Origin of the sequence: Streptomyces avermitilis MA-4680 = NBRC 14893 (genome assembly GCF_000009765.2) — a bacterium.
In the GTDB taxonomy this organism is placed as follows: Bacteria; Actinomycetota; Actinomycetes; order Streptomycetales; family Streptomycetaceae; genus Streptomyces; species Streptomyces avermitilis.
Window position 1 is genome coordinate 3,506,697 of sequence record NC_003155.5, and the last position, 25,005, is coordinate 3,531,701.

Below are 25,005 nucleotides of genomic sequence, written 5' to 3' on the forward strand. Positions count from 1 at the left end.
ATGTCCGCGGCGCAGGTCGTCCGCTCCGAGTGGACCAAGATCCGGTCGGTGGCGTCCACGGTGTGGACGCTCTCCCTCGCCGTGGTCGTCACCATCGCCCTCGGCATGCTGATCTCGGCCCTGGCCGGGAACGAGTTCGACAAGATGGACCCGCGGGACAGGCTCTCCTTCGACCCCACGTTCATCAGTTTCGCCGGGATGAGCCTCGGCCAGCTCGCGATGATCGTGTTCGGGGTGCTCGTCGTGTCGAACGAGTACAGCACGGGCATGATCCGCAGCTCGCTCGCCGCGGTCCCCCAGCGCGGCACGTTCCTGTTCAGCAAGATCGCGGTGGCGGCGGGACTCGCCCTCGTCGTCGGCATCGTCACCAGCTTCGCCGCGTTCTTCCTCGGGCAGGCGATGCTCGGCTCCCACCGGGCGTCGATCAGCGACACGGGAGTGCTGCGCGCGGTCATCGGCGGCGGCCTCTACATGACGCTCATCGCCATGTTCTCGATGGGTGTGGCCGCGATGCTGCGCTCGCCGATGCTGTCGCTGGGCATCCTGATGCCGTTCTTCTTCCTGATCTCCAACGTCCTGGGCAATGTCTCCGCCACGAAGAAGATCGGCCGATTCCTGCCCGACCAGGCCGGCAGCAAGATCATGCAGGTCGTGACGCCCCTCGGCGACGACACTCCGTACGGTCCCTGGGGCGGGCTCGGGATCATGGTGCTGTGGGTGGTGCTGGCGCTCGCCGGGGGCTATGCGCTGCTCAAGAGACGGGACGCGTGAGCGGCCTGAGGCCGCTCGGACCCACCCTGACCAGGCACGACCCGTACCTGACAAAGACACACCTCTGTGACCTGCGGATTTTTACATCCTCTTGAGTGGAACCGTCAGCGCCCCGCTATCCTCCTAACCCTTACGGGGGCGTGCGCCCCGACGTCCTGAACCTTTCGATGGGTGCGGAGAATGATCGAGGCAGTCGGCCTGACGAAGCGCTACGGCGACAAGACAGCCGTGTACAACCTTTCCTTCCAGGTGCGACCGGGCTCCGTCACCGGCTTCCTCGGGCCCAACGGCTCGGGCAAGTCCACGACCATGCGGATGATCCTCGGCCTGGACAACCCCACCTCCGGTCAGGTGACGATCGGCGGCTACCCGTACCGCAGGCTGCCCAACGCCCCCCGGCAGGTCGGTGCGCTCCTCGACGCCAAGGCCGTGCACGGCGGCCGGCACGCCCGCAACCACCTGCTCTCCCTGGCCCAGCTGTCCGGCATCCCGGCCCGCCGGGTGGACGAGGTGCTCGGCGTGGTCGGCCTCCAGGACGTGGCCCGCAGGCGCTCCAAGGGCTTCTCCCTCGGCATGGGCCAGCGGCTCGGCATCGCCGCCGCGCTCCTCGGCGACCCCCAGGTGCTGCTCTTCGACGAGCCGGTCAACGGTCTCGACCCCGAGGGCATCCTCTGGGTGCGCAATCTGATGAAGTCCCTCGCGGCGGAGGGCCGTACGGTCTTCGTCTCCTCGCACCTGATGAGCGAGATGGCGCTGACCGCCGACCACCTGATCGTGATCGGCCGCGGGCAGCTGCTGGCCGACATGAGCATCCGCGACTTCATCTCGGCCAACTCCGCCGACTTCGCGCGCGTCCGCACTCCCGAGACCGACCCGCAGCAGCGCGAGAAGCTGACGGCCGCGCTGACGGAGGCGGGCGGACATGTGCTGCCCGAGCTGGACGGCGCGCTGCGCGTGACCGGGCTGCCGCTGCCGCGCATCAGCGACCTCGCGCACTCCTCCGACGTACGCCTGTGGGAGCTGTCGCCGCATCAGGCGTCGCTGGAGGAGGCGTACATGCGGATGACGCAGGGCGCCGTCGACTACCGCTCCACGATCGACGAGAAGGCCGGTCTCCAGCAGCCGCTGCCGCCGGGCGTGCAGCCGCCGATGCCCGTGCCGGGGCAGGGCCAGCCGGGCTGGTACGCCCCGCCGTCGCCCCAGCAGGGCGGGCAGCCGTTCGCGATGCCGCAGGGGCAGCCGCTGCCGCAGGGCCAGGCCGCGGCGGGCCCGTACGGCGCTCCGTACGGCGCCCCGGCCGCGCCCGCCGCACAGGCGCCGGGCGGCCCCAACCCGTACGCGCAGCCCGCAGCCTCAGGCCCCGGTCCAGCCCGCCCAGGCGCCCGTGGCTCCCGCGGTCCCTGCGGCCTCGGCCGTGCCCCCCAGCGCCCGCTCAGGCCCCCGCGCAGCCGAGCGCCGCACCCGCACAGCCCGTCGCGGCCCCCGCCGCGCCCTCCGCCGCTCCCGACCTGAACAAGCGCGACAGCGAGGACAACCGATGAGCACGCCCCAGCCCCCGATGCCGCAGCCGGCCGCGCCCGCCCCCACCTGGCAGGCGGCGTCCGGTGGTTCGTACACCTCGCCGATCCCGATCATCCGCACCCACCTCGGGCATGCGCTCGCCTCCGAGTGGACGAAGATCAAGTCGGTCCGCTCCACGATCTGGACGCTGGGCGTCTTCCTGTTCCTCGTGATCGGCATCGGTCTGGGCGCCGGCGCCCTCGTCTCCGGTTCCGACACGGACATGCACGGTGATTCGCCGCTGGCGCTGGGCTTCTTCGGTCTGCTGCTCGGCAGCATCTGCATCATCACGCTCGGCGTGCTCACCACCGCCTCCGAGTACGGCACCGGAATGATCCGGACCACGATGGTCGCCTGCCCCACCCGCTCCCGGGTGCTGCTGGCGAAGTCCGTCGTGTTCTTCGCCGTCGCGTTCGTGGTCACCACGGTGAGCGCCTCGTTCGTCGCCTTCGCGCAGTCGGCGATGCTGGAGGGCAGCGGTGCGGGCACGCCCAGCGGCGGGGAGTGGCTGAAGGGCACGGTCGGCGTCGGCCTCTACGTCGCGCTGCTCGGGCTGCTCTCGCTGATCGTCGGCTCCATCATCCGGCACTCGGCGGGTGCCATCACCATCATGATCGGCGTCCTGCTCGCCCCGCTGGTCATCGCGATGTTCATGTTCGCGGACTCGCTGCGGGACCTCCAGCAGGCCCTGTTCGAGTACTCGATCCCGAACCAGCTCGCGGTCTTCTACGACAACTCGCTCAGCGGGTCGGGGCCGTCCGGCTGGGACCCGCTGTGGATCATGCTGGGCGTGACGGCCGTCGCGTTCGGCGGCGCGTACCTCCTGCTGGAGAAGCGGGACGTGTAGGCCCCCTGGGAACGAACGCTCGAACCCGGTCAGAACCTGGGCGCGTTACGGGACCGCTGCACCCGCAGGGTGCGGCGGTCCTTCGCGTTCCAGCACGCCTTGTGCCAGTGGCGCCGGTCGTCCACGCCCGCGTGCTCGGGCCAGGCCACCACATGCGGGACGCCGGAGGGGATCATCTGGTCGCAGCCGGGGCAGCGGTAGGTCTTGCCCTCCGCGCTGGCGCCCGCGACGTGGCGCACGCTCCACTCCTCGCCCTGCCAGCTCTCCGTGGACTGCCAGCCGCCGTAGCGGCCGGAGCGCTCCTCCGCCGCGCTCCCGCCGGACGAGCCGGCACCCTTCGGACGGTTGCGACGCGGGGACACAGGACACCTCACGGAGCTATACAGGGAGCACGGGCGGCATCCAGCCTACGCGCCGCCTCCTGGGGTACTCCTCCTCCACCGACCGGCACAGACCGCCCTCCCGTCGGCGCATTCTGCAGACAATCCGCAAATCTCTCCGCCAAGCCGTGTCTTCGGCACATGTCAGGCAGTTATGCCGGGTGGGGAGCTCCGTGTCGGAGCCAAGGAAGCAGGAAGTGCCATGCACGTAGGAAGTTTTGTACTGGCGGCCCAGTTCCCGGGGCAGGGCCAGGGGGAGGCGCTGCACCGCGCGGTGCGGTCGGCCGAGGTGGCCGAGGAGGCGGGTCTCGACACGGTGTGGTTGGGCGAGCACCACTTCGTGCCGTACGGGACGTGCCCGTCGGCGATCACCCTCGCGGCTCTGCTGCTCGGCCGCACCCGGCGGATCCGGGTCGGCACGGCGGTCAGCGTGCTGCCCACCGTCCACCCGGTGGCGCTGGGCGAGCAGGCCGCGCTGCTGCACCTCACCTCCGGCGGGCGGTTCTCGCTGGGCGTGGGACGCGGCGGACCCTGGGTGGATCTGGAGGTCTTCGGTTCGGGTCTCGAGGCGTACGAGAAGGGGTTCCCGGAATCACTCGATCTGCTGGTGCGCTGGTTGCGCGAGCCGTCCGTCGCGGGCACGGGGGAACGATTCACCTTCCGTGAAGTCCCGGTCGTCCCCCGGCCGTCGGAGTCGCTGACGGACGCCTCGGGGCCCGAGGTCGTCGTCGCCTGCACCTCGCCGGCCAGCGTCCGGCTCGCGGCCGAGCGGGGGCTGCCGATGCTGCTCGGGATGCACGTCGGGGACGAGGAGAAGGCCGGAATGGTCGCACTGTGGCGGCAGCACGCGCGCGCCAGCGGGCTCGGCGCGGGCGAGATCGCGGGTGCCGCCCATGTCTCGGCGGGCATCTGCCAGATCGCCGACCGGCGCACCGACGCCGTCGAGACGCTGACCAAGGCGATGCCGGGCTGGCTGCGGCAGGGGCTCGACGCCCATGTGACGGTGGACGGTCGGCCCCGCGCGATGCGGGACCCGCTGGCGTACACCGAACTGCTCTGCGGACTGCACCCGGTGGGCAGCCCCCGGCTGTGCGCCGACCGGCTGGCGGCGACCTCGGAGCGGACCGGCATCTCCCGCTTCGCGCTGCTCGTCGAGGGCTCGGGCGACCTCGCGGCCACCGAGGAGAACGTACGCCGGCTCGGCACCGAGGTACTTCCCCACCTCGGCTGAGCGAGCCCGCCAAGTGGCGCGCCCCGAGGGGAGCTTGCCGCCCCGTACAGATGCACCTCCCGCATACGGAGCGGCAAGCCGTGCGCCATCGCCGGGTCAGCAGTCCCTGAACTCCGGGGACTGGTTCAGCAACTGGCTGCGGACCGAGGTGAAGCGTGCCAGCTTCTGGTCCACCGAGGTGTCCAGCGGGAACACCGCAACCCGGTGGCAGTTCTGGAAGGCCAGTCGCACTCCGAAGTGCCGCTGAAGCGCGCCGCGTATCGCGTCACTCGCGAGCGCACGCAGCAGCTGGCCACGCGCCTGCTCGTCCGGCGGGGGCGTCTGGTTGTCGGCGAACGCGCCGCCGTCCACCTTCAGCTGGGCCACCAGGGAGCTGATCATCTCCCATGCGTAGGGCAGGGAGGTCCGGACGCAGTCGACGAAGTCAGCTTCGTCGACCTCGCCTCGCTCGGCCTGTTCGAGTAGGGCCGGTGAGACGTCGAGCGACATGGGTTCTCCTCTCGGACCCCCTGTGGAGCGGGGGCTGACGGACAGGGAGGGAGTTCGCGATTTCGAACACGCTGCGTACGCGCGTCGCGACCTCCCGTTTATACGGTAAGCAACGGACGGTGACGGCACCAGGAGAATGCGAACACAGAGAACTCTCAATGGGCACACAATCGGCCACGACCGAACAGGCGTCTTCCAGGGCGAATCGCGTGCACCACTGCCCGTCGAGTAGCGTTGCCGACCATGCGTCTCGTCATTGCCCGCTGTTCCGTGGACTACGCGGGCCGGCTCACCGCCCATCTCCCGTCCGCCCCCCGTCTCATCCTGGTGAAGGCGGACGGCAGCGTCTCGATCCATGCGGACGACCGGGCCTACAAGCCCCTCAACTGGATGTCGCCGCCCTGCACGCTGAAGGAGGGGTCGGGGGACGAAGAGGGCGTCTGGACCGTCATCAACAAGGCGGGCGAGAAGCTCATCATCACGATGGAGGAAATCCTCCACGACTCCTCGCACGAACTCGGCGTGGACCCCGGCCTGATCAAGGACGGCGTGGAAGCGCACCTCCAGGAACTGCTCGCCGACCGCATCGAGACGCTCGGCGACGGCTACACGCTGATCCGCCGCGAGTACATGACCGCCATCGGCCCGGTCGACATCCTGTGCCGGGACGCCACCGGGCAGACCGTCGCGGTGGAGATCAAGCGGCGTGGCGAGATCGACGGCGTGGAGCAGCTCACCCGCTATCTGGAGCTGCTGAACCGCGACCCGCACCTCGCGCCGGTGCGCGGCGTCTTCGCCGCACAGGAGATCAAGCCGCAGGCCCGCGTGCTGGCCACGGACCGCGGCATCGGCTGCACGGTCCTCGACTACAACGCCATGCGCGGCATCGAGGACGACAAGCTCCGGCTGTTCTGAGCACTCCGGTACGAGTCAGGTTCAAGTCCGGTACGCCTCACCTACGACCGAGGGCCGAGTCCGAAAGCGGACCCGGCCCTCTTGTATTCGGTACGTGGATTCCGTACGCGACTGTCGTGCGCGGCCGTCAGATCACCGGGTCCGAGTCGCTGGGCGACCCGGCGCCGCTGCTCTGCGGTGCGCTCGCCGTACCGCTGCCGGTGGCGGGAGCACTGGAGGACGCCGGGCCGCTGGCCGAATCCGTCGTCGACGGGGCCGTCGTAGTCGGCGGCGGTGTGGTGGTCGCCGGAGGCGTGCTGGTCGGCGGGGTCGTCGTCGGGTTGCTGGTCGTCGGCTTGGACGACGTCGGCGGCTTGGTCGTCGGCGACTTCGAGGGCGACTTGGACGGCGACGTCGACGGGGTGGTCCCCTTCGTTCCGGTCGGGTCGTCCGAGGGCCGGGCGCTGGCCGACGGGGCCGGGTCGTCCGCCGTCCCGTAGGTGCCGTCGGGACCCGGGTCCGTGGGCACGCCTGCGACGCCCGAGTCGCCGGTGTCCTTCCTCGGCTTGTCCGCACCGAGGCTGTCGTCGTCGATGCCCTGGCTGGCCGACGGGTTGACGCCGACCTTCTCGGCCGGCGGGTCGTCGTTGTTGTTGGACGTCATGCCGAGCGTGACGACGGTGCCGAGCACCCCCGCCAGCAGCACACCGGCGCCCGCGGCCACCAGGTTGCGCCGGGCGCCGCCGACGATGCCCTTGACGGAGACCGGGCCCTGCCGGGCGGGCGTGGGCTCGGTCCGGTGGGTGACCAGGGTCGTACCGTCGCCGGACGGCTCGGGCAGTCCGAAGCCGGCCGGTACCCCGCCGGGCGGCGACGCCGACTCCTCGTAGCGCGCGTCCGGCACCTCCTCGCCCGCCGCCGTGCGCCCGCCGGGCAGTGCCGCCCCGGAGCGGTCGGCGACCAGGGCGAGGGCGCGGCGGCCGGCGACCGTGCCGCGCTTGTCGGCGAGGGCGCCGCGCAGCCCGATGGAGGCCTCCAGCTCGGCGCGGGCCCGGTCGAGCTGGCCGCAGCAGAGCGCGAGGATGCCCAGTTCGTGGTGGAAGTAGGTCTGGTCGCCGACCTCGCCGGCGAGCCGGGACGCCTCGGCGCCGGCGCGCAGCGCGCGCTCCCAGGCGCTCCAGTGCAGCCCCGCGGCGAACGCGGGGGTGGCGTGGCGGGCCAGCAGTACGGCGGCGCTCTCCTCGTTCTCGCCCGGGGGCGTGGTGAGCGGCACCAGGACGGTGAGCGCGGCGAGCACGGCGTCGGCCTCGGCCGAGACGCGCTCCGGGGTCACCGAGGGGTGCCCGGCCCACCAGGCGTAGTGCTGGGCGGCGGCGAGGGCGCGGGCGTCGGCCCCGGTCGCGTATCCGGCGGCCTCCAGCTGGGCCTGCACACCGGCCGCGAGCCGGTAGCGGGAGCCGACCGGCGAGACGAGCGCACAGCTCAGGAGCTCGGCGAGCGCGGCGTCGGCGTGGGTGTCGTCCACGAGGGCGGGCAGATGCGTCTGGTGCGGCACCTCGCCGCCGAGCGCGACGGCGAACTTGAGGGTCTCGCGGGCCGACGCGCTCAGCCGCGAGGCGAGCAGTGAGGCGGGCGCGGCACCCTCGGCGAGGGACGGCAGGGGCAGGTCGTGACCGTCTTCGGCGTCCGACGGCGCGTCGGGGGTGTCTCCCGGTTCGAGCGAGGCCGAGAGCCTCGGGGACGGCGCGTCGTCGTAGAAGCCGAGCGAGTCGAAGGCGTTCGGGTCGGCGCGCAGCTCGTCGCGCTGCCGCAGCAGCGCTCCGGCCTGCATGAAGCGCAGGGGAAGACCCTCGGACTCGAACCAGAGGTCGCCCGCCCAGTTCGACTCGTCCTCGGTGAGGACCCGGCCGACCGCGCGCTCGAGGAGTTCGAGGCCGCCCGCGCGGTCGAGGCCGCCGAGGAAGACCTCTTCGAGCAGGGAGTCGGCGGAGGGCGCCGGTACATCGGGCGTGGCCGAGATCAGGAAGGCGCACTCGGGCGTGGCGTCGAGCAGCTCGTCGAGCGCGCTGCCGCCGAACTCCACGTCGTCCAGGACGACGACCGCGCCGATCTCGTGGACGAGCCGGAGCAGTTCCTCCCGCTCCGGCCGGTGGAGATCGCTCTTGTAAACGGCGGCGAAGAGGTCGTGGAGGAGGTCGCTCGCGGTGCGCCGGTAGCCGGTGAGGCGGACGACGCCGTCGGGGGCGAGGTCCGCGCAGTCCTCGGCCACGGCGTCCAGCAGGACGGTGCGGCCGGAGCCGGCGGGGCCGGTGAGGCGGACGGAGCGGCCGCGCGCGAGGAGCCGTACGAGCCGCTCGCGCTCCTCCTGGCGCTCCAGGAGCGGCAGCCGGGGCCGCGCCGGTCCGGGCGGGACGGGCGGCTGGGCGGCGCGGGCGGTCTCGGCGCGCTCGGCCGGAGCGAACTTCACCGGCCGGGGTGGCCGCTCGCCCGGCGGGCAGGCCTCTATCTCGCTGCCGTCGACGGGGTTGACGGTGAGCAGGTAGTCGCCCGAGACGAGCTGGACGGTGCGGGCGACCACCGGCGTGTGCTGTCCGAAGTCTGAGGTGAGGGAGTCCCGCGGCGGGCGCTGGCGCGGCGTTTCGCCGTCACCGTCATGGCCGTACTCCTCGGGTTCCTGGTTGTTCGGGTCCATAGGTCCAAGCCCCCCAAAAGCGTCGTGTGCGGGTTCTGTCTTCGGTCTCCCGTCGTCCGCCCCAAGGGTGGGCCGCGCGGCGTCCGGCGCGTGCGATCGCAAAGCGCCGGAAGGTCCTCGTAGCGGAGCTACCAGGGCCTTTCGGCAACGCCGCGAGCGTGCGTGCCAGGCGTCGCGCGGCAGACGGGAGTCCGGAGACAGGACCCGAGCCCCTCCCGGCCTTGCTGCACACCGCGCTGTCGCTTCTGGTCCGGTGCCCGCTCGAGGGTTTCCGGCGGCGGGCAGCCGAACCCTAAACCTTTGCACAGTATCTCGGAACAGTCGGGGTACCGGGCCGTCCGAGACGTCACAGCTTCGTGAGGATTGGTGCGCGGCGTACGTTTCACCCCCCGGTGGGGTGGTGTCACACCCGGGGCAGTGACTCGACCCCGATGCCGCCCTCGATCGCCAGGATCCGGTGCAGCCGGGTGGCCACCAGCAGGCGCTGCATCTGCGGTGGTACGTCGCGCAGCACGAGCCGTCTGCCGCAGCGTCCGGCCCGCCGGTGGGCTCCCATGATCACCCCGAGTCCGGTGGCGTCCCATGAGTCCAGTTCGGACAGGTCGAGAATCAGGTCACCGACTCCGTCGTCGACGGCCGAGTGCAGGACCGTTCGGGCGTCCGCCGCGCTGCGGACGTCGAGGCGGCCCCCGACGACCAGCTCGGCGTGGTCGCCCCTGATATGCATATGCGCTCCCCGAGAGTGCGTTGGCGTGCTCCGCGACAGTGGTTGTGCAACGTCTGACTGCCCCAATGGCGGTCAGGTTGCCGTCTGTAAGCGAACCGATACCGAATTCACTCCATGGAGTGAGGCCCCAGGGGGCGCGCCCGGTTCAGTGCTTGTAGAAGCCCTGCCCGCTCTTGCGTCCGATGTCACCGGCGTCAACCATCCGGCGCATCAGCTCCGGCGGGGCGAACTTCTCGTCCTGGGACTCGGTGTAGATGTTGCTGGTGGCGTGCAGCAGGATGTCGACGCCGGTGAGGTCGGCGGTGGCGAGGGGGCCCATGGCGTGACCGAAGCCCAGCTTGCAGGCGAGGTCGATGTCCTCGGCGGTGGCCACGCCCGATTCGTACAGCTTCGCCGCCTCGACGACGAGCGCCGAGATGAGACGGGTCGTCACAAAACCGGCGACATCGCGGTTGACGACGATGCAGGTCTTGCCGACGGACTCGGCGAACTCCCGCGTGGTGGCGAGGGCCTCGTCGCTCGTCTTGTAGCCGCGGACCAGCTCGCACAGCTGCATCATCGGGACCGGCGAGAAGAAGTGCGCGCCGACGACGCGCTCCGGGCGCTCCGTCACCGCGGCGATCTTGGTGATCGGGATGGCGGAGGTGTTGGAGGCGAGCACGGTCTCGTCCCGCACGATCTTGTCGAGCGCGCGGAAGATCTCGTGCTTGACCTCCAGCTTCTCGAAGACGGCCTCGACGACGATGTCGGCGTCGGCGACCGCGTCCAGATCGGTGGTCGTGGTGATGCGCGCGAGGGCGGCCCCGGCGTCGTCGGCCGACAGCCTGCCCTTGCTGACGAACTTGTCGTACGAGGCCTTGATGCCGTCGGTGCCGCGGGTCAGCGCCTCGTCGGTGACGTCGCGCAGGACGACGTCCCAGCCGGCCTGGGCGGAGACCTGGGCGATACCGGAACCCATGAGTCCGGCTCCGATGACGGCGAGCTTCCCTGTCACTCCGACTCCCCTTAGCACGCTGTTTATGTTGCCTCTCCGGCGGACCTTAGCGGTCGTGAGGGCCTGTGCGAACGGGGAAGAGACGCGTGTCACGTCTCACGGCATGAGACACCTGTCACTTGACGATCCGGCACGGGGACGCGTCCCGCCGGCACCGCGCCGACGGCTCAGCCCGCCTCCCGCACGGCATAGTTGAGCACCCTCTCGCTGAACAGCTCCTCCATGTCGTCGAGTAGACCGAGGGCCTCACGGGAGACCTCGCCGGGGGAGCGGCCGGCCATCATCTCGCGCCCGATGAGCGCCAGCAGCGTGGTGTGCGCCCAGCCGATCTGACCGGCCATCAGCGACGGCATCGGGTCGTCCGGATCGGCGCCGGTCTCCGTACGCAGGGTCTCCTCGAGGAGTTCGAGGCTCTGCTGGTTCATGTGCCCCAGACGGGCGCGGAGTCCGGCCGCCGCCTCGACGACTTTCATAAAGCGGTCATATCCCTCGAAGAGGCCCACCTGGGGCGAGACCGCCTCCACCTCGCCGCGCAGCTCGCGCAGTACCGCGGCGGCCGCGGACTCGCCCGTGTCGCGGGCGCGCACAAAACGCGAGAGGCGCGCGACGCTGCCCTTGGCCCGGTCGAGGAAGAGGTCCTCCTTGGCCTGGAAGTAGTTGTAGACGGTGTTGACGGAGACGTCGGCCGCCTCGGCGATCTCGGCGATCGTCACCTCGTCGAACCCGCGCTCCAGGAACAGCCCCGTGGCCACATCCGAGATGTGCTGCCTGGCCTGCCGCTTCTTCCGCTCCCTGAGCCCCTCTGCCATGCCCCCATCGTAGCTTTGCTGGGTCCGCTGAAATTTTGGTGTCATTGCAAAATTGCAGGGACTCTGTTTTTCTTGACGGCATGGCAATCATCAGTACGGCCGGTCTGGCCCGTACCTTCCGGACGAAACGCGGCCCGGTCGAGGCGGTGCGCGGCATCGACCTCACCGTGCGGCCGGGCGAGATCCTCGGCTTCCTCGGCCCGAACGGAGCCGGGAAGACCACGACCCTGCGCATGCTCACGACCCTGCTGCCGCCCACCGGCGGTGCGGCCACCGTGGCCGGCTGCGACCTGGTCTCGGACCCCGTCGGAGTGCGCCGGGCCGTGGGGTACGTGGCGCAGTCCGGCGGTGTCGACCCGAATGTCACCGCGCGGGAGGAGCTGGTCACGCAGGGACGGCTGTACCGCCTGACCAGGCTCCAGGCGTCGGAGCGCGCCGCGGAACTGGCGCGTGACCTGGATCTGGCGGACCTGCTGGACCGCCGGACGGCGGCGCTCTCCGGCGGCCAGCGGCGGCGCCTCGACATCGCGATGGGGCTCACGCACCGCCCCCGGGTCCTGTTCCTCGACGAACCGACGACGGGGCTCGACCCCGGCAGCCGGGCCGACCTCTGGGACCTGGTCCGCCGTCTGCGCGACGAGCACGGCACCACGGTCTTCCTGACCACGCACTACCTCGACGAGGCGGACGCGCTCTCCGACCGGCTCGTGATCGTCGACAAGGGCGTCGTGGTGGCCGAGGGCACGCCGAGCGCGCTGAAGCTGGCGCACGGCGGCTCGATCGACGCGACGCTCCAGGACACGTTCCTCGCCATCACCGGCCGGGGCCCCTCGCCCGCCGACTCCGCCCCCGTAGCCGTATAGACATCCGCACCCGTAGCCGCTGAGGAACCCGATGCTCTTCCAGGACACCGCGCTGATCTACGGGCGCTACGCCCGCCAGACCCTGCACTCCAAGTTCCAGATCTTCTTCGGCATGCTGATGCCGCTGCTCTACCTGCTGCTGTTCGGACCGCTCCTGACCCATCTGCCGCTGGGATCGCACGGCAGTTCCTGGCAGGTGCTGGTGCCCGGCCTGCTGCTTCAACTCGGCCTGTTCGGCTCCCTGTTCTCGGGCTTCTCGATCATCTTCGAGAAGAACTACGGCGTCGTGGAGCGGATGCGCGTCACCCCCGTCAGCCGTCTCGCCCTGCTCCTCGGCCGGGTACTGCGCGACGCCACCCTGCTGGTCTTCCAGGCAGTGCTGCTGGTGCTCACCGCGCTGCTCATGGGGCTGCGGGCGCCGCTCGCCGGGATGCTCATCGGGTTCGCGTTCGTCGCGCTGCTGGCCGTCTCCCTCAGCTCCCTGTCGTACGCGGTGGCGCTGAAGGTCGACCGGCCGCAGGAGTTCGGCCCGATCATCAACGCGGTCTCCCTGCCGTCGATGCTGCTGTCGGGCCTGATGCTGCCCATGACCCTCGGGCCCGACTGGCTCGACGTCCTGTCCCACGTCATGCCGCTGCGCTATCTGGTGGACGCGATCCGGGACGCGTACCTCGGCCAGTACGCGACCTCGGCCATGCTGTACGGCGTCCTGGTCGCCCTCGGCTTCGCGACGCTCGCCGTGACGGTGGGCACACGGGTGTTCCGGACGGCCGGAGCGTAACTACGCTGGTCGCATGGTCAATCTGACGCGCATCTACACGAGGACCGGCGACCAGGGCACGACCGCCCTCGGCGACATGAGCCGGGTCGCCAAGACCGATCCCCGGATCTCCGCCTACGCCGACGCCAACGAGGCCAACGCCGCCATCGGTACGGCGATCGCGCTCGGCGGGCTCGACGAGGAGATCGTCAAGGTCCTCGTCCGGGTGCAGAACGACCTGTTCGACGTGGGCGCGGACCTGTCGACGCCGGTCGTCGAGAACCCGCAGTTCCCGCCGCTGCGCGTCGAGCAGTTCTACATCGACAAGCTGGAGGCGGACTGCGACCTCTTCAACGGCGAGCTGGAGAAACTGCGCTCCTTCATCCTGCCCGGCGGCACGCCCGGCGCGGCACTGCTGCACCAGGCGTGCACGGTCGTACGACGGGCGGAGCGCTCGACGTGGGCCGCGCTGGAGGTCCACGGAGAAGACATGAACCCGCTCACCGCGACCTACCTCAACCGGCTGTCGGACCTGCTCTTCATCCTTGCCCGCACCGCCAACAAGGGCGTCGGGGACGTGTTGTGGGTGCCGGGCGGAGAGCGCTAGCGGAGCTTGGCCCGTTTTTGCTTCGGGAACAGCGTGTAGCTGAGGGCGATGATCACGTTGATGCCGATCAGCCACACCATCCTCATCTGCCACATGCGCAGTGAGTCGGTCTCGCCGCCGGAACCGACGTACCAGATCGCGGCCTGAAGCAGCGCCGTCGCGACGACGGCCGCGAGGATCCAGCGCCCCGCCACCCGCCACTCGTGGACGGCGCGGGCCACCCCGTACTTCGGCGGCCTGACCGGCGGTGGCCCGCCCGCGAACCGGTGGGCCACCCGGGCGTCGGCCCACTTGATCGTGGAGTGGCCCAGGCCCACGGTGAAGCCGATGTAGACGGCGGCGAGACCGTGCTTCCAGTCGGGCTCCGCGCCGTTCCTCAGGTCGATCGCGGTGACAGCGAACAGGACGACTTCGAGCAGCGGCTCGCACAGCAACAGGGCCAGGCCGGTGCGCGGCATCCTGAACGCGTAGCGGAAGGTCAGTCCCGCGGCCAGCAGCACCCAGAAGGCCACTTCACAGGCAATGACGAGTGTGACGATCACGGCTCGCTCCTCTCGGTCACCCTTCCAGACTCCCGGCGGCGCGGACCCGGATCGTCGTCGCCAGTGAGGAAACGGCACTGCATCCTTCGATGTAGCGGCGGACCGTCCCCCAGGATCAGGCGACACGCGGGTGCGCCGTGTTGGATGGACTCATGGCCGTACGACTCCCCCGCCCCCACCACCACGACGTGCGCATCGCGGTGGGCGGGCTCCTCGGGGGGCTGCTGCTGTGGGGGCTCGGCCTCAGTCCACGGAACCCGCACGACAGTGTCGTGCTGTGGCCGGCGCACTGGGCGGTGCTGGTCCCGCTCGTCGTGACGGCCGGCTGCGAGCTGCTGCGCAGGACCCGGCCGCGGGCGGCCCTGCTGATCGGCACGGCCGCCGTGGTCGCCGACACGGTGACCCTGGGCAGCGTGGTCACCGTCGTGATGTTCACGGACCTCATGTACGCGGCCGTCCTGTACGGCACCCCCGCCTCCGCCCGCCGGCTGCCCTGGCTCACCGGGCTGCTCACCGTGATCGGCGGGGTGGGGCCGGCCGCCGTCTGGGGCGACCCCGACGGCCTGCTGATCGGTGTCGGCGTCGGCGTGGTGGCATTCGCGCCCGCCGCCACCGGCTCGGTCGTCCGCAACCACCGCGAGGCCGCCGAGGCCGCCCGGCTGCGCGCCGAACAGACCGCCCTGCTCGCCGAGATGGACCGCTCCCAGGCGGTCACCGCCGAACGCGCCAGGATGGCTCGGGAGTTGCACGACATGGTCGCCAACCACCTGTCGGCGATCGCCATCCACTCCACCGCCGCGCTGTCCATCGACGAGCCGGGGACCTCCCGGGAGGCGCTCGGCGTCATCCGGGAGAACAGCGTGGCGGGACTCGCCGAGATGCGGCGGCTGATCGGGATCCTGCGCGACGGCGACGGCGAGGGGGAGCCGGTCGCGACCCCGACCCTCGACGGGCTCGCCGCGCTCGTCGACGGCGCCCGGACCAACGGCCTCGACGTCACCCTCGACGCCGACCCCGGCCGGGTTCCCGCCCCGGTCGAGCTCGCCGCCTACCGCATCGTCCAGGAGTCCCTGACCAACGCCCTCAAGCACGCCTCCCCCGGCCGGGTCGCCGTCACGCTCGCCGCGCGGGACGGCTCCCTCGCCGTGCGGGTGACCAGCCCCTACGGCGACCGGGACGGGCCGCGCGCGCCCGGCTCGGGGGCCGGCCTGGTCGGGATGCGGGAACGCGTCGCCCTGCTGCACGGAACGTTCGAGGCGGGCCCCGAGAACTCCGGCCGGGGCACGGTCTGGACCGTACGCGCCACCCTTCCGATCACCCATGGAGGAACCGAATGATCCGCGTGCTCGTCGCCGAGGACCAGTCCGCCGTACGGGCCGGGCTCGTCCTCATCCTGCGCAGCGCGCCCGACATCGACGTGGTCGGCGAGGCCGCGGACGGCGAGCAGGCGGTCGCGCTCGCCCGTGAACTCCGGCCGGATCTCGTCCTCATGGACGTGCAGATGCCGCGTCTCGACGGGGTGTCCGCCACCCGCCGGGTCGTCGCCGAGAACCTGGCCGACGTACTGGTCCTCACCACCTTCGACCTCGACGAGTACGTCTTCGGGGCGCTGCGCGCGGGCGCCTGCGGGTTCCTGCTGAAGAACACCGAGGCGCGCCAGCTGCTGGAGGCGGTCCGCACCGTCGCGCGGGGCGAGGGGCTGATCTCGCCCGCGGTCACCCGCCGGCTGATCGCCGAGTTCGCCGCGAAGCCCGTACGGGAGCCGGGGCCCGACCCGGTGATCCTCGACGTCCTCACCCGGCGGGAGCGCGAGGTCCTGTCCTGCCTCGGCCGGGGGATGTCCAACGCGGAGATCGCGGCCCGGCTCGACATGGCGGAGGCGACCGTGAAGACGCACGTCAGCCGCCTGCTGGGGAAGCTGGAGCTGCGCAGCCGGGTCCAAGCCGCCGTGCTCGCGCAGGAGTTGGGGGTCTGAGGCAGAGCCCGTGCGCACTGGTCCAGACCTATTGACCTATGGTCCAGACCTTTCTATTCTCGCCGCACTGCGCTTGCGCTCAGTCATGACCACGACACCCCCGGGCGCGCCGAAGGTCAACATCAGAAGAGGAGGCGCAGCATGCGCTTCGGACACAGAGCCGTGGCAGGGTTCGCCACCCTGCTGCTCCCGCTCGCCGGCCTGGTGGGGCTCGCAAGCCCCGCCCAGGCCGCAGGCTCGGCCACCGCCACCTACGCCAAGACCCAGGACTGGGGCACCGGCTTCGAAGGCAAGTGGACCGTCAAGAACACCGGCACCAGCAGCATCAGTTCCTGGACGGTCGAGTGGGACTTCCCCTCCGGTACGTCCGTGACCTCGGCCTGGGACGCGGACGTCACCAGCTCCGGCACCCACTGGACCGCCAAGAACAAGTCCTGGAACGGCACCCTCGCCCCCGGCGCCTCCGTCTCCTTCGGCTTCAACGGCGCGGGCTCCGGATCCCCTTCCAACTGCAAGCTGAACGGCGACAGTTGCGACGGCGCCACCACCCCCGGCGACGCCGCTCCCTCCGCACCGGGCACCCCGACCGCCTCCGGCATCACCGACACCTCGGCGAAGCTGTCCTGGACGGCGGCCACGGACGACAAGGGCGTCAAGAACTACGACGTCCTGCGCGACGGCGCCAAGGTCGCCACCGTGACGACGACCTCGTACACGGACACCGGTCTGACCGCCGGCACCGACTACTCGTACACCGTCCAGGCCCGTGACACCGCCGACCAGACCGGCCCGGTCAGCGGCGCGGTCGCCGTGCACACCACCGGCGGCGGCACGACTCCCCCGCCCACCGGCTCCGCCGTCAAGCTCGGCTACTTCACCGAGTGGGGCATCTACGGCCGCAACTACAACGTCAAGAACCTGGTGACGTCCGGCTCCGCGTCGAAGATCACGCACATCAACTACGCCTTCGGCAACGTCACCGGCGGCAAGTGCGCGATCGGCGACTCCTACGCCGACTACGACAAGGCCTTCACCGCCGACCAGTCGGTCAGCGGCGTCGCCGACACCTGGGACCAGCCGCTGCGCGGCAACTTCAACCAGCTGCGCCAGCTGAAGGCCAAGTACCCGAACATCAAGGTGCTGTGGTCGTTCGGCGGCTGGACCTGGTCCGGCGGTTTCGGCGCGGCGGCGGCGAACCCGGCCGCGTTCGCCCAGTCCTGCTACGACCTCGTCGAGGACCCGCGCTGGGCCGACGTCTTCGACGGCATCGACATCGACTGGGAGTACCCGAACGCCTGCGGTCTCTCCTGCGACACCAGCGGCTCGGCGGCCTACAAGAACCTGATGTCGGCGCTGCGCGCGAAGTTCGGTTCGAACAACCTGGTCACCGCGGCCACCACCGCCGACGGCTCCTCCGGCGGCAAGATCGACGCGGCCGACTACGCGGGCGCCGCCCAGTACGTCGACTGGTACAACGTGATGACGTACGACTTCTTCGGCGCCTGGGACGCCCAGGGCCCCACCGCCCCGCACTCGCCGCTCACCTCGTACAGCGGCATCCCGAAGGCCGGCTTCACCACGGCCGACGCGATGGCCAAGTTCAAGGCGAAGGGCGTGCCCGCGAGCAAGCTGCTGATCGGCATCGGCTTCTACGGCCGCGGCTGGACGGGCGTCACCCAGGACGCTCCGGGCGGCACGGCCACGGGCCCGGCGGCGGGAACGTACGAGCAGGGCATCGAGGACTACAAGGTCCTCAAGACGTCCTGCCCGGCCACCGGCACGATCGCCGGTACGGCCTACGCGCACTGCGGCAGCAACTGGTGGTCCTACGACACCCCGGCGACCATCGGTACGAAGATGGCGTGGGCCAAGAGCCAGGGCCTGGGCGGCGCGTTCTTCTGGGAGTTCAGCGGTGACACCGGCAATGGCGAGCTGGTGAGCGCCATCAACAGCGGACTCGGATAACCCTCACGCCACGTTGACGCTCCCCCAGACTCCGTCCGGGGGGGACCCCACCCAGCGAGTGAATGTGGCCTTTCAGGCCACATTCACTCGCTGTCCGGGCGGGGCTGCCTCCAGCCACGCGAGAAATCCGGTCAGCGCGTCTTCGCTCATCGCGAGCTCGAGACGCGTGCCCCGGTGGAGACAGACAAGGATCACGGCGTCGGAGAGCAGCGCCAGCTCCTCCTCGCCCTCGGGGGCGCGGCGGCCGGCCACCTCGATCGCCGAGCGTTCCAGGACGCGGCGCGGGCGGGGGGCGTAGGAGAAGACGCGGTACCACTCGATGCGGTCGCCGTTGTAGCGGGCGACGCCGTAGCTCCAGCCCTTGCCGTTCGAGTCGCCCTTCTCGGGGACGTCCCAGCGCAGACTGCAGTCGAACGTTCCGCCGGAGCGCTGGATCAGCCGGCGGCGGAGACCGAAGACGAAGAGCCCCACCACTACGAGCGCCACTACCAACCCGCACACAGTCAGAGCGAGGACCATCGACACCGACCTCCTCGTCTCCTAGGTAAAACAGGTAACGGAACGGAAAAAAGCACCCGCATCGCCTCAGCCGCGGCCCGGTCTGGATTGCTCCAGTCCCGGCCGCGGCTGAGTCACGTCATGACGTGCGCGCTGGGGTCAGCGCGCCGACACCGCACGCAGTCGGACGTCCGCGCGACGCTCGGCGGTGGCATCACCCTCCGCCTTCGCCCGCTCGAGCTCCCGCTCCGCGCGCTGGGCATCGATCTCGTCCGCAAGCTCGGCGATCTCGGCCAGCAGCGACAGCTTGTTGTCGGCGAACGAGATGAAACCGCCGTGCACCGCGGCGACGACCGTTTCACCATCACTCGTACGAATGGTCACCGGGCCCGATTCCAGCACACCGAGCAGCGGCTGGTGACCGGGCATGACGCCGATGTCGCCGGACGTGGTGCGCGCCACGACCAGGGTGGCCTCGCCGGACCAGACCTGGCGGTCGGCGGCGACCAGCTCGACGTGCAGCTCAGCAGCCAAGGTGGCTCCTCGGGTCACCACCCGGCGGGTCTGCCGGGTGTTGGGTCAAATTCTAGTAGGCGTACATGAGGGGGTGGGACGCACCCACCCCCTCATGGTGAGCACGGGGCTCAGGAGACGCCGAGCTCCTTGGCGTTGGCCTTGAGGTCCTCAATGCCACCGCACATGAAGAACGCCTGCTCCGGGAAGTGGTCGTACTCGCCGTCGATGATCGCGTTGAACGCGGTGATCGACTCGTCCAGCGGGACGTCCGACCCGTCGACGCCGGTGAACTGCTTGGCGACGTGGGTGTTCTGGGACAGGAAGCGCTCCACGCGACGGGCGCGGTGGACAACGAGCTTGTCCTCCTCGCCGAGCTCGTCGATACCGAGGATCGCGATGATGTCCTGGAGGTCCTTGTACTTCTGCAGAACCGTCTTGACGCGCATGGCGGCGTCGTAGTGGTCCTGCGCGATGTAGCGCGGGTCCAGGATGCGGGACGTGGAGTCCAGCGGGTCCACGGCCGGGTAGATGCCCTTCTCGGAGATCGGACGGGAGAGAACCGTCGTCGCGTCGAGGTGGGCGAACGTGGTGGCCGGGGCCGGGTCGGTCAGGTCGTCCGCGGGGACGTAGATCGCCTGCATCGAGGTGATCGAGTGACCACGGGTCGAGGTGATGCGCTCCTGGAGGAGACCCATCTCGTCGGCCAGGTTCGGCTGGTAGCCCACCGCGGAGGGCATACGGCCGAGCAGGGTCGACACCTCGGAACCGGCCTGGGTGAAGCGGAAGATGTTGTCGATGAAGAACAGCACGTCCTGCTTCTGCACATCGCGGAAGTACTCCGCCATGGTCAGACCGGCCAGGGCCACGCGCAGACGGGTGCCCGGGGGCTCGTCCATCTGGCCGAAGACCAGGGCGGTCTTGTCGATGACGCCCGAGTCCGACATCTCCTCGATGAGGTCGTTGCCCTCACGGGTGCGCTCACCGACACCGGCGAACACGGAGACACCGTCGTGGTTGTTGGCGACGCGGTAGATCATCTCCTGGATGAGCACCGTCTTGCCGACGCCGGCTCCACCGAACAGACCGATCTTTCCACCCTTGACGTACGGGGTGAGAAGGTCGATGACCTTGACGCCGGTCTCGAACATCTCGGTCTTCGACTCGAGCTCGTCGAAGCGCGGGGCCTTGCGGTGGATGGACCAGCGCTCGCCGTCGTACTTCTCGTCGACGTTCAGCACCTCACCGAGGGTGTTGAACACCTTGCCCTTGGTGAAGTCGCCGACCGGGACGGTGATGCCCGTACCGGTGTCGGTGACCGCGGCCTGGCGGACCAGACCGTCGGTGGGCTGCATGGAGATGGTGCGGACCAGGCCGTCACCCAGGTGCTGGGCGACCTCCAGGGTCAGCGTCTTCTTCTCGCCGGCGTTGGCCGGGTCGGCCACCTCGACGTGAAGGGCGTTGTACATGTCCGGCATCGCGTCGACGGGGAATTCCACGTCGACGACCGGGCCGATGACCCGGGCGACGCGGCCCGTGGCAACGGCCGTCTCAACTGTCGTCGTCATTACCTGTCACTCCCCGCGGTCGCGTCGGCCAGGGCGCTGGCGCCACCGACGATCTCGCTGATTTCCTGGGTGATTTCGGCCTGGCGGGCCGCGTTGGCAAGGCGGGAGAGCGTGTTGATCAGCTCGCCCGCGTTGTCGGTGGCCGACTTCATCGCACGACGCGTGGCGGCGTGCTTGGAGGCAGCCGACTGGAGCAGCGCGTTGTAGATACGGCTCTCGACGTAGCGCGGCAGCAGGGCGTCGAGGACGTCCTCCGCCGACGGCTCGAAGTCGTACAGCGGACGGATCTCGCCCTGTGTGGACGACTCCTCCGCCACCTCTTCGAGGCTGAGCGGCAGCAGGCGGGCGTCGATCGCCGTCTGCGTCATCATCGAGACGAACTCGGTGTAGACGATGTGGAGTTCGTCCACGCCGCCGTCCGCCGTCTCCTTCTCGATGGCCTCGATGAGCGGACCCGCGACCTTCTTGGCGTCCGCGTACGTGGGCTCGTCGGTGAAGCCCGTCCACAGCTCCGTGACCTTGCGCTCACGGAAGTTGTAGTGGGCGGCACCACGGCGGCCGACGATGTACGTGTCGACCTCCCTGCCCTCGGCCTCGAGCCGCGCGGTCAGCTGCTCCGCCGCCTTGATGGCGTTGGAGTTGAACGCGCCGGCCAGGCCGCGGTCGCTCGTCAGGAGCAGCACCGCGGACCGGGTGACCGTCTCGGCCTGGGTGGTCAGCGGGTGCTTGGTGTTCGAGCCGGTGCCGACCGCCGTGACCGCGCGGGTGAGCTCGGTCGCGTACGGCGTGGAGGCCGCCACCTTGCGCTGCGCCTTGACGACACGCGAGGCGGCGATCATCTCCATCGCCTTGGTGATCTTCTTGGTCGCGGTGACGGATCGGATGCGACGCTTGTAGACCCGGAGCTGGGCTCCCATGAGTCAGGTCCCTTCCTTACGTCACTTGCCGGCGGCCGGAACGTCTTCGCCGAGAAGCTTGCCGTCCGAGGTCTCGAACTGCTTCTTGAAGTCCGCGATGGCGTCGGCGATGGCCGTGAGGGTGTCGTCCGACATCTTGGCGCCCTCCTTGATGGAGGTCATGAGTCCCTGGTACTTGCGGTGCAGGAACTCCAGCAGCTCCTTCTCGAAGCGGCGGATGTCGGCGACCGGTACGTCGTCCATCTTGCCGGTGGTGCCGGCCCACACGGAGACGACCTGGTCCTCGGTCGGCATCGGCTGGTACTGAGCCTGCTTGAGCAGCTCGACCATGCGCTGACCGCGCTCCAGCTGGGACTTCGACGCGGCGTCCAGGTCCGAACCGAAGGCGGCGAACGCCTCCAGCTCACGGAACTGGGCGAGGTCCACGCGAAGACGACCCGAGACCTGACGCATCGCCTTGTGCTGCGCGGAACCACCGACTCGGGAGACGGAGATACCGACGTTCAGCGCGGGGCGCTGACCGGCGTTGAACAGGTCCGACTCCAGGAAGCACTGGCCGTCGGTGATGGAGATGACGTTGGTCGGGATGAACGCCGACACGTCGTTCGCCTTGGTCTCGACGATCGGCAGACCCGTCATCGAACCGGCGCCCATGTCGTCGGAGAGCTTCGCGCAGCGCTCCAGCAGACGGGAGTGCAGGTAGAAGACGTCACCCGGGTAGGCCTCGCGGCCCGGCGGGCGGCGCAGCAGCAGGGACACGGCGCGGTAGGCGTCGGCCTGCTTCGAGAGGTCGTCGAAGATGATGAGGACGTGCTTGCCCTCGTACATCCACTGCTGGCCGATGGCCGAACCGGTGTACGGCGCCAGGTACTTGAAGCCGGCCGGGTCGGACGCCGGGGCGGCGACGATGGTCGTGTACTCCAGCGCGCCGGCCTCTTCCAGGGCACCGCGCACGGAGGCGATGGTGGAACCCTTCTGACCGATGGCGACGTAGATGCAGCGAACCTGCTTCTTCGGGTCGCCGGTGCGCCAGTTGTCACGCTGGTTGATGATCGTGTCGACGGCCAGGGCGGTCTTGCCGGTCTGGCGGTCACCGATGATCAGCTGACGCTGGCCACGGCCGATCGGGGTCATCGCGTCGACGGCCTTGTAGCCGGTCTCCATCGGCTCGTGCACCGACTTGCGGTCCATGACCGTGGGGGCCTGCAGCTCGAGGGCGCGACGACCGCTGGTCTCGATCTCGCCGAGGCCGTCGATCGGGTTGCCGAGGGGGTCGACGACGCGGCCGAGGTAGCCCTCGCCCACGGCGACGGACAGCACCTCACCGGTGCGGTGCACCGGCTGGCCCTCCTCGATACCGCTGAACTCGCCGAGGACGACCGCACCGATCTCGCGCTCTTCCAGGTTCAGCGCGAGGCCGAGAGTGCCGTCCTCGAACTTCAGCAGCTCGTTGGCCATGGCCGAGGGGAGACCCTCAACCTTGGCGATACCGTCGCCGGCGACGGTGACCGTGCCGACCTCCTCGCGCGAGGCCGCGTCCGGCTTGTACGACTGGACAAAGTTCTCCAGCGCATCCCGGATCTCCTCCGGCCGGATCGTGAGCTCCGCCATCTGGGTTCCCTGCTCTCCTTGTTGGGCCCGAAGTTTCACTTTGGGGGGATGGGGACTCCCCCTGAAAAGAGGTGAATCCTCTGCACGGCCCAACCAGGGCCGTCGGTACTACTAGGTATTGAGTTGCTGCTAGCTCGCCATGCGGCGGCGGGCGTCCTCGAGCCGGTCCGCGATGCTGCCGTTGATGACCTCGTCGCCGACCTGCACCCGCATCCCGCCGAGGACCTCGGGGTCCACGTCGATGTTGAGGTGCATCTGACGGCCGTAGAGCGTCGCGAGGGCGGCGCCGAGGCGCTGCTTCTGCGTGTCACTCAGCGGGACCGCCGTGGTGACGACCGCGACCAAGCGGTCGCGGCGCTCGGCGGCGAGCTTGGACAGGGACTCGAGTCCCGCCTCCAGGCTACGTCCACGCGGCGTGGTCACAAGGCGCGTCACGAGACGCTCGGTGGTCGCGGTGGCCCGGCCGCCGAGCAGGCTGTGCACCAGCTCGCTCCTGGCCGCCTTGTCGGCGGTGCGGTCGGTCAGCGCGGCCCGCAGCGCGGGGTTCGACGAGACGATCCGGCCGAACCGGAACAGCTCGTCCTCGACGTCGTCGAGCACGCCCGCCCGCTGGGCCGCCGTGAGGTCGGCGATGTCCGCCAGCTCCTCGACGGCGTCCACCAGGTCGCGGGACTGCGACCAGCGGGAGCGCACCATGCCGGTGACCAGGTCGGTGGCGGGGCCGCCGATCTGGCTGCCGAAGAGGCGACCGGCCAGCTCGGCCTTGGCCTCGGCGGCCTGCGCCGGGTCGGTGAGGACCCGACGCAGCGACACCTCGCGGTCGAGCAGCGCGGTGACGGCGGCCAGCTCGTCGGCGAGCTGGACCACGTCCACGGACGTCGAGTCCGTCAGCGCATCGAGACGCTCACGTGCGGCAGCGGTTGCCTCGCGGCTCGCTCCGTGTGCAGTCATCGAGTCGCCTCGGCCTTCTCCTCGAGCCCGTCGAGGAAGCGGTCGATGACACGGCTCTGCCGGGCGTGGTCCTCGAGGGACTCACCGACGAGCTTGCCGGCCAGGTCGGTGGCGAGCGTGCCCACGTCCTGGCGCAGCGCCTGCGCGGCGGCCTTGCGGTCGGCCTCGAGCTGGGCGTGGCCGGCAGCGATGATCTCCTCGCGCTGCCGCTGGCCTTCCGCACGCATCTCGGTGATGAGCGTGGCGCCCTGCTCCTGCGCCTCCTGGCGCAGACGCGCGGCCTCGTGCCGAGCCTCGGCGAGCTGAGCCTTGTACTGCTCGAGCACGCTCTGGGCTTCGACCTTCATGGCCTCGGCTTCTTCGATACCGCCTTCGATCGCGGCACGACGCTCTTCCAGAACCTTGTTGATGTTCGGGAGGAGCTTCTTGCCGAGGACGAAGAAGACGATCGCGAAGGCCAGAAGGCCGATGACGAGCTCCGGGACCTCCGGAATGAGGGGATTCTGGGCTTCCTCAGCAGCCAGCTGTACCAGGATCACATCTGTGCCTTCCGTCAAAGTTTCGCGTCAGAGACCGGATCAGGAAGGGTAGACAAAGCCCATGACCAGGCCGATCAGGGCCAGCGCCTCACAGAGCACGAAGCCGAGGATCTGGTTCTGGCGGATCAGGCCGGCCGCCTCGGGCTGGCGGGCGAGGGCCTGGGTGCCGTTACCGAAGATGATGCCGACGCCGACGCCCGGGCCGATGGCGGCGAGGCCGTAACCGATCGCACCGAGGTTGCCCTGGATGTTGACCGCGGCGAGGGTCTGGAGAGCGGACATGCCGTTTCTTCCTTCTTTTT

Annotated in this window: 25 protein-coding genes and 1 pseudogene; 11 read left to right on the top strand and 15 right to left on the bottom strand. The window is 70.1% G+C overall.

Features of this window, described 5'->3' with window-relative positions; translation table 11 throughout:
• The 3 genes from SAVERM_RS14870 (at window position 1) to SAVERM_RS14880 (ending at window position 3,178) form a co-directional block, all read left to right on the top strand.
• A complete protein-coding gene (locus tag SAVERM_RS14870) occupies window positions 1–771 on the top strand; it encodes an ABC transporter permease (RefSeq protein ID WP_010984293.1) in 771 nt (256 codons plus the stop codon).
• A 180-nt stretch (window positions 772–951) separates the two neighbouring features.
• Window positions 952–2,283, top strand: coding sequence for an ABC transporter ATP-binding protein (locus SAVERM_RS14875; protein ID WP_010984294.1), 1,332 nt, complete (start codon window positions 952–954; stop codon window positions 2,281–2,283).
• 25 nt (window positions 2,284–2,308) lie between these two features.
• A complete protein-coding gene (locus SAVERM_RS14880; RefSeq protein ID WP_010984295.1) occupies window positions 2,309–3,178 on the top strand; it encodes an ABC transporter permease in 870 nt (289 codons plus the stop codon).
• A 29-nt stretch (window positions 3,179–3,207) separates the two neighbouring features.
• On the opposite strand, the gene SAVERM_RS14885 is transcribed toward SAVERM_RS14880, so the two are convergent.
• Window positions 3,208–3,540 (bottom strand): hypothetical protein, encoded by a 333-nt coding sequence (locus SAVERM_RS14885; protein WP_010984296.1) that lies wholly within the window; start codon window positions 3,538–3,540, stop codon window positions 3,208–3,210.
• Window positions 3,541–3,760: 220 nt separating this feature from the next.
• Between SAVERM_RS14885 and SAVERM_RS14890 the strand changes: the two genes are divergently transcribed.
• Window positions 3,761–4,789, top strand: a complete 1,029-nt coding sequence (locus SAVERM_RS14890; protein WP_010984297.1) for an LLM class flavin-dependent oxidoreductase — start codon at window positions 3,761–3,763, stop codon at window positions 4,787–4,789.
• A gap of 96 nt (window positions 4,790–4,885) precedes the next feature.
• On the opposite strand, the gene SAVERM_RS14895 is transcribed toward SAVERM_RS14890, so the two are convergent.
• Window positions 4,886–5,278 (bottom strand): SCO5389 family protein, encoded by a 393-nt coding sequence (locus SAVERM_RS14895; protein ID WP_010984298.1) that lies wholly within the window; start codon window positions 5,276–5,278, stop codon window positions 4,886–4,888.
• Between the two features lie 243 nt (window positions 5,279–5,521).
• Here SAVERM_RS14895 and nucS point away from each other — a divergent pair, with 243 nt between their 5' ends.
• Window positions 5,522–6,193 carry an endonuclease NucS gene (gene nucS, locus SAVERM_RS14900; protein WP_010984299.1) on the top strand — a complete coding sequence of 224 codons (672 nt, stop codon included), beginning with the start codon at window positions 5,522–5,524 and terminating at the stop codon, window positions 6,191–6,193.
• A 127-nt stretch (window positions 6,194–6,320) separates the two neighbouring features.
• On the opposite strand, the gene SAVERM_RS14905 is transcribed toward nucS, so the two are convergent.
• The 4 genes from SAVERM_RS14905 to SAVERM_RS14920 form a co-directional block, all read right to left on the bottom strand.
• Entirely contained in the window at window positions 6,321–8,864 is a 2,544-nt protein-coding gene (locus SAVERM_RS14905; protein WP_010984300.1) for an ATP-binding protein, read from the bottom strand.
• Window positions 8,865–9,267: 403 nt separating this feature from the next.
• Window positions 9,268–9,591, bottom strand: coding sequence for an STAS domain-containing protein (locus SAVERM_RS14910; protein ID WP_010984301.1), 324 nt, complete (start codon window positions 9,589–9,591; stop codon window positions 9,268–9,270).
• Between the two features lie 145 nt (window positions 9,592–9,736).
• Window positions 9,737–10,585, bottom strand: a complete 849-nt coding sequence (locus SAVERM_RS14915) for a 3-hydroxyacyl-CoA dehydrogenase family protein (protein WP_010984302.1) — start codon at window positions 10,583–10,585, stop codon at window positions 9,737–9,739.
• Between the two features lie 167 nt (window positions 10,586–10,752).
• Window positions 10,753–11,394 (bottom strand): TetR/AcrR family transcriptional regulator, encoded by a 642-nt coding sequence (locus SAVERM_RS14920; RefSeq protein ID WP_010984303.1) that lies wholly within the window; start codon window positions 11,392–11,394, stop codon window positions 10,753–10,755.
• A gap of 161 nt (window positions 11,395–11,555) precedes the next feature.
• On the opposite strand from SAVERM_RS14920, the pseudogene SAVERM_RS14925 reads away from it, so the two are divergent.
• From SAVERM_RS14925 to SAVERM_RS14935, 3 genes and pseudogenes are all read left to right on the top strand, one after another.
• Window positions 11,556–12,257: pseudogene (locus tag SAVERM_RS14925) on the top strand (ATP-binding cassette domain-containing protein); the annotation flags it as partial.
• A gap of 31 nt (window positions 12,258–12,288) precedes the next feature.
• A complete protein-coding gene (locus SAVERM_RS14930; RefSeq protein ID WP_010984305.1) occupies window positions 12,289–13,038 on the top strand; it encodes an ABC transporter permease in 750 nt (249 codons plus the stop codon).
• Between the two features lie 13 nt (window positions 13,039–13,051).
• Window positions 13,052–13,624, top strand: coding sequence for a cob(I)yrinic acid a,c-diamide adenosyltransferase (locus SAVERM_RS14935; protein WP_010984306.1), 573 nt, complete (start codon window positions 13,052–13,054; stop codon window positions 13,622–13,624).
• On the opposite strand, the gene SAVERM_RS14940 is transcribed toward SAVERM_RS14935, so the two are convergent.
• A complete protein-coding gene (locus SAVERM_RS14940) occupies window positions 13,621–14,166 on the bottom strand; it encodes a hypothetical protein (protein WP_037651550.1) in 546 nt (181 codons plus the stop codon). The genes SAVERM_RS14935 and SAVERM_RS14940 overlap by 4 nt on opposite strands.
• 152 nt (window positions 14,167–14,318) lie before the next feature.
• Between SAVERM_RS14940 and SAVERM_RS14945 the strand changes: the two genes are divergently transcribed.
• The 3 genes from SAVERM_RS14945 to SAVERM_RS14955 all read left to right on the top strand — a co-directional run bounded on the left by SAVERM_RS14945 (window position 14,319) and on the right by SAVERM_RS14955 (window position 18,106).
• Complete coding sequence (locus SAVERM_RS14945) at window positions 14,319–15,503, top strand: sensor histidine kinase (protein WP_010984308.1); 1,185 nt, start codon at window positions 14,319–14,321, stop codon at window positions 15,501–15,503.
• The gene (locus SAVERM_RS14950) at window positions 15,500–16,141 is read left to right on the top strand and encodes a response regulator (RefSeq protein WP_010984309.1); all 642 of its coding nucleotides are present in this window, start codon (window positions 15,500–15,502) and stop codon (window positions 16,139–16,141) included. Before SAVERM_RS14945 ends, SAVERM_RS14950 begins: the two co-directional genes overlap by 4 nt.
• A gap of 141 nt (window positions 16,142–16,282) precedes the next feature.
• A complete protein-coding gene (locus SAVERM_RS14955; protein ID WP_010984310.1) occupies window positions 16,283–18,106 on the top strand; it encodes a glycoside hydrolase family 18 chitinase in 1,824 nt (607 codons plus the stop codon).
• A 72-nt stretch (window positions 18,107–18,178) separates the two neighbouring features.
• On the opposite strand, the gene SAVERM_RS14960 is transcribed toward SAVERM_RS14955, so the two are convergent.
• The 8 genes from SAVERM_RS14960 to SAVERM_RS14995 form a co-directional block, all read right to left on the bottom strand.
• Window positions 18,179–18,625, bottom strand: a complete 447-nt coding sequence (locus tag SAVERM_RS14960; protein ID WP_037651552.1) for a DUF2550 domain-containing protein — start codon at window positions 18,623–18,625, stop codon at window positions 18,179–18,181.
• A gap of 138 nt (window positions 18,626–18,763) precedes the next feature.
• On the bottom strand, window positions 18,764–19,138 hold the full coding sequence (locus SAVERM_RS14965) for a F0F1 ATP synthase subunit epsilon (RefSeq protein ID WP_010984312.1): 375 nt from the start codon (window positions 19,136–19,138) through the stop codon (window positions 18,764–18,766).
• Between the two features lie 110 nt (window positions 19,139–19,248).
• On the bottom strand, window positions 19,249–20,685 hold the full coding sequence (gene atpD / locus SAVERM_RS14970; RefSeq protein WP_010984313.1) for a F0F1 ATP synthase subunit beta: 1,437 nt from the start codon (window positions 20,683–20,685) through the stop codon (window positions 19,249–19,251).
• Window positions 20,685–21,602 carry a F0F1 ATP synthase subunit gamma gene (locus SAVERM_RS14975; protein WP_010984314.1) on the bottom strand — a complete coding sequence of 306 codons (918 nt, stop codon included), beginning with the start codon at window positions 21,600–21,602 and terminating at the stop codon, window positions 20,685–20,687. The genes atpD and SAVERM_RS14975 overlap by 1 nt, the downstream gene beginning before the upstream one ends.
• A gap of 21 nt (window positions 21,603–21,623) precedes the next feature.
• A complete protein-coding gene (atpA, locus tag SAVERM_RS14980; protein WP_010984315.1) occupies window positions 21,624–23,213 on the bottom strand; it encodes a F0F1 ATP synthase subunit alpha in 1,590 nt (529 codons plus the stop codon).
• A 129-nt stretch (window positions 23,214–23,342) separates the two neighbouring features.
• A complete protein-coding gene (locus tag SAVERM_RS14985; RefSeq protein ID WP_010984316.1) occupies window positions 23,343–24,164 on the bottom strand; it encodes a F0F1 ATP synthase subunit delta in 822 nt (273 codons plus the stop codon).
• Window positions 24,161–24,703: a F0F1 ATP synthase subunit B gene (locus tag SAVERM_RS14990; protein ID WP_037651554.1), complete on the bottom strand. Its 543-nt coding sequence runs from the start codon at window positions 24,701–24,703 to the stop codon at window positions 24,161–24,163. Before SAVERM_RS14990 ends, SAVERM_RS14985 begins: the two co-directional genes overlap by 4 nt.
• 39 nt (window positions 24,704–24,742) lie before the next feature.
• Window positions 24,743–24,985, bottom strand: a complete 243-nt coding sequence (locus SAVERM_RS14995) for an ATP synthase subunit c family protein (protein WP_010984318.1) — start codon at window positions 24,983–24,985, stop codon at window positions 24,743–24,745.
• Window positions 24,986–25,005: the final 20 nt, after the last annotated feature.

What these genes read in the sequence shown, in the direction of transcription:
- SAVERM_RS14870 (WP_010984293.1), top strand. Translation starts at nt 1, where the DNA reads ATGTCCGCGGCGCAGGTCGTCCGCTCCGAGTGGACCAAGATCCGGTCG.
- SAVERM_RS14875 (WP_010984294.1), top strand. Translation starts at nt 952, where the DNA reads ATGATCGAGGCAGTCGGCCTGACGAAGCGCTACGGCGACAAGACAGCC.
- SAVERM_RS14880 (WP_010984295.1), top strand. Translation starts at nt 2,309, where the DNA reads ATGAGCACGCCCCAGCCCCCGATGCCGCAGCCGGCCGCGCCCGCCCCC.
- SAVERM_RS14890 (WP_010984297.1), top strand. Translation starts at nt 3,761, where the DNA reads ATGCACGTAGGAAGTTTTGTACTGGCGGCCCAGTTCCCGGGGCAGGGC.
- SAVERM_RS14895 (WP_010984298.1), bottom strand. Translation starts at nt 5,278, where the DNA reads ATGTCGCTCGACGTCTCACCGGCCCTACTCGAACAGGCCGAGCGAGGC.
- nucS (WP_010984299.1), top strand. Translation starts at nt 5,522, where the DNA reads ATGCGTCTCGTCATTGCCCGCTGTTCCGTGGACTACGCGGGCCGGCTC.
- SAVERM_RS14905 (WP_010984300.1), bottom strand. Translation starts at nt 8,864, where the DNA reads ATGGACCCGAACAACCAGGAACCCGAGGAGTACGGCCATGACGGTGAC.
- SAVERM_RS14910 (WP_010984301.1), bottom strand. Translation starts at nt 9,591, where the DNA reads ATGCATATCAGGGGCGACCACGCCGAGCTGGTCGTCGGGGGCCGCCTC.
- SAVERM_RS14920 (WP_010984303.1), bottom strand. Translation starts at nt 11,394, where the DNA reads ATGGCAGAGGGGCTCAGGGAGCGGAAGAAGCGGCAGGCCAGGCAGCAC.
- SAVERM_RS14930 (WP_010984305.1), top strand. Translation starts at nt 12,289, where the DNA reads ATGCTCTTCCAGGACACCGCGCTGATCTACGGGCGCTACGCCCGCCAG.
- SAVERM_RS14935 (WP_010984306.1), top strand. Translation starts at nt 13,052, where the DNA reads ATGGTCAATCTGACGCGCATCTACACGAGGACCGGCGACCAGGGCACG.
- SAVERM_RS14945 (WP_010984308.1), top strand. Translation starts at nt 14,319, where the DNA reads ATGGCCGTACGACTCCCCCGCCCCCACCACCACGACGTGCGCATCGCG.
- SAVERM_RS14950 (WP_010984309.1), top strand. Translation starts at nt 15,500, where the DNA reads ATGATCCGCGTGCTCGTCGCCGAGGACCAGTCCGCCGTACGGGCCGGG.
- SAVERM_RS14955 (WP_010984310.1), top strand. Translation starts at nt 16,283, where the DNA reads ATGCGCTTCGGACACAGAGCCGTGGCAGGGTTCGCCACCCTGCTGCTC.
- SAVERM_RS14960 (WP_037651552.1), bottom strand. Translation starts at nt 18,625, where the DNA reads ATGGTCCTCGCTCTGACTGTGTGCGGGTTGGTAGTGGCGCTCGTAGTG.
- atpD (WP_010984313.1), bottom strand. Translation starts at nt 20,685, where the DNA reads ATGACGACGACAGTTGAGACGGCCGTTGCCACGGGCCGCGTCGCCCGG.
- SAVERM_RS14975 (WP_010984314.1), bottom strand. Translation starts at nt 21,602, where the DNA reads ATGGGAGCCCAGCTCCGGGTCTACAAGCGTCGCATCCGATCCGTCACC.
- atpA (WP_010984315.1), bottom strand. Translation starts at nt 23,213, where the DNA reads ATGGCGGAGCTCACGATCCGGCCGGAGGAGATCCGGGATGCGCTGGAG.
- SAVERM_RS14985 (WP_010984316.1), bottom strand. Translation starts at nt 24,164, where the DNA reads ATGACTGCACACGGAGCGAGCCGCGAGGCAACCGCTGCCGCACGTGAG.
- SAVERM_RS14995 (WP_010984318.1), bottom strand. Translation starts at nt 24,985, where the DNA reads ATGTCCGCTCTCCAGACCCTCGCCGCGGTCAACATCCAGGGCAACCTC.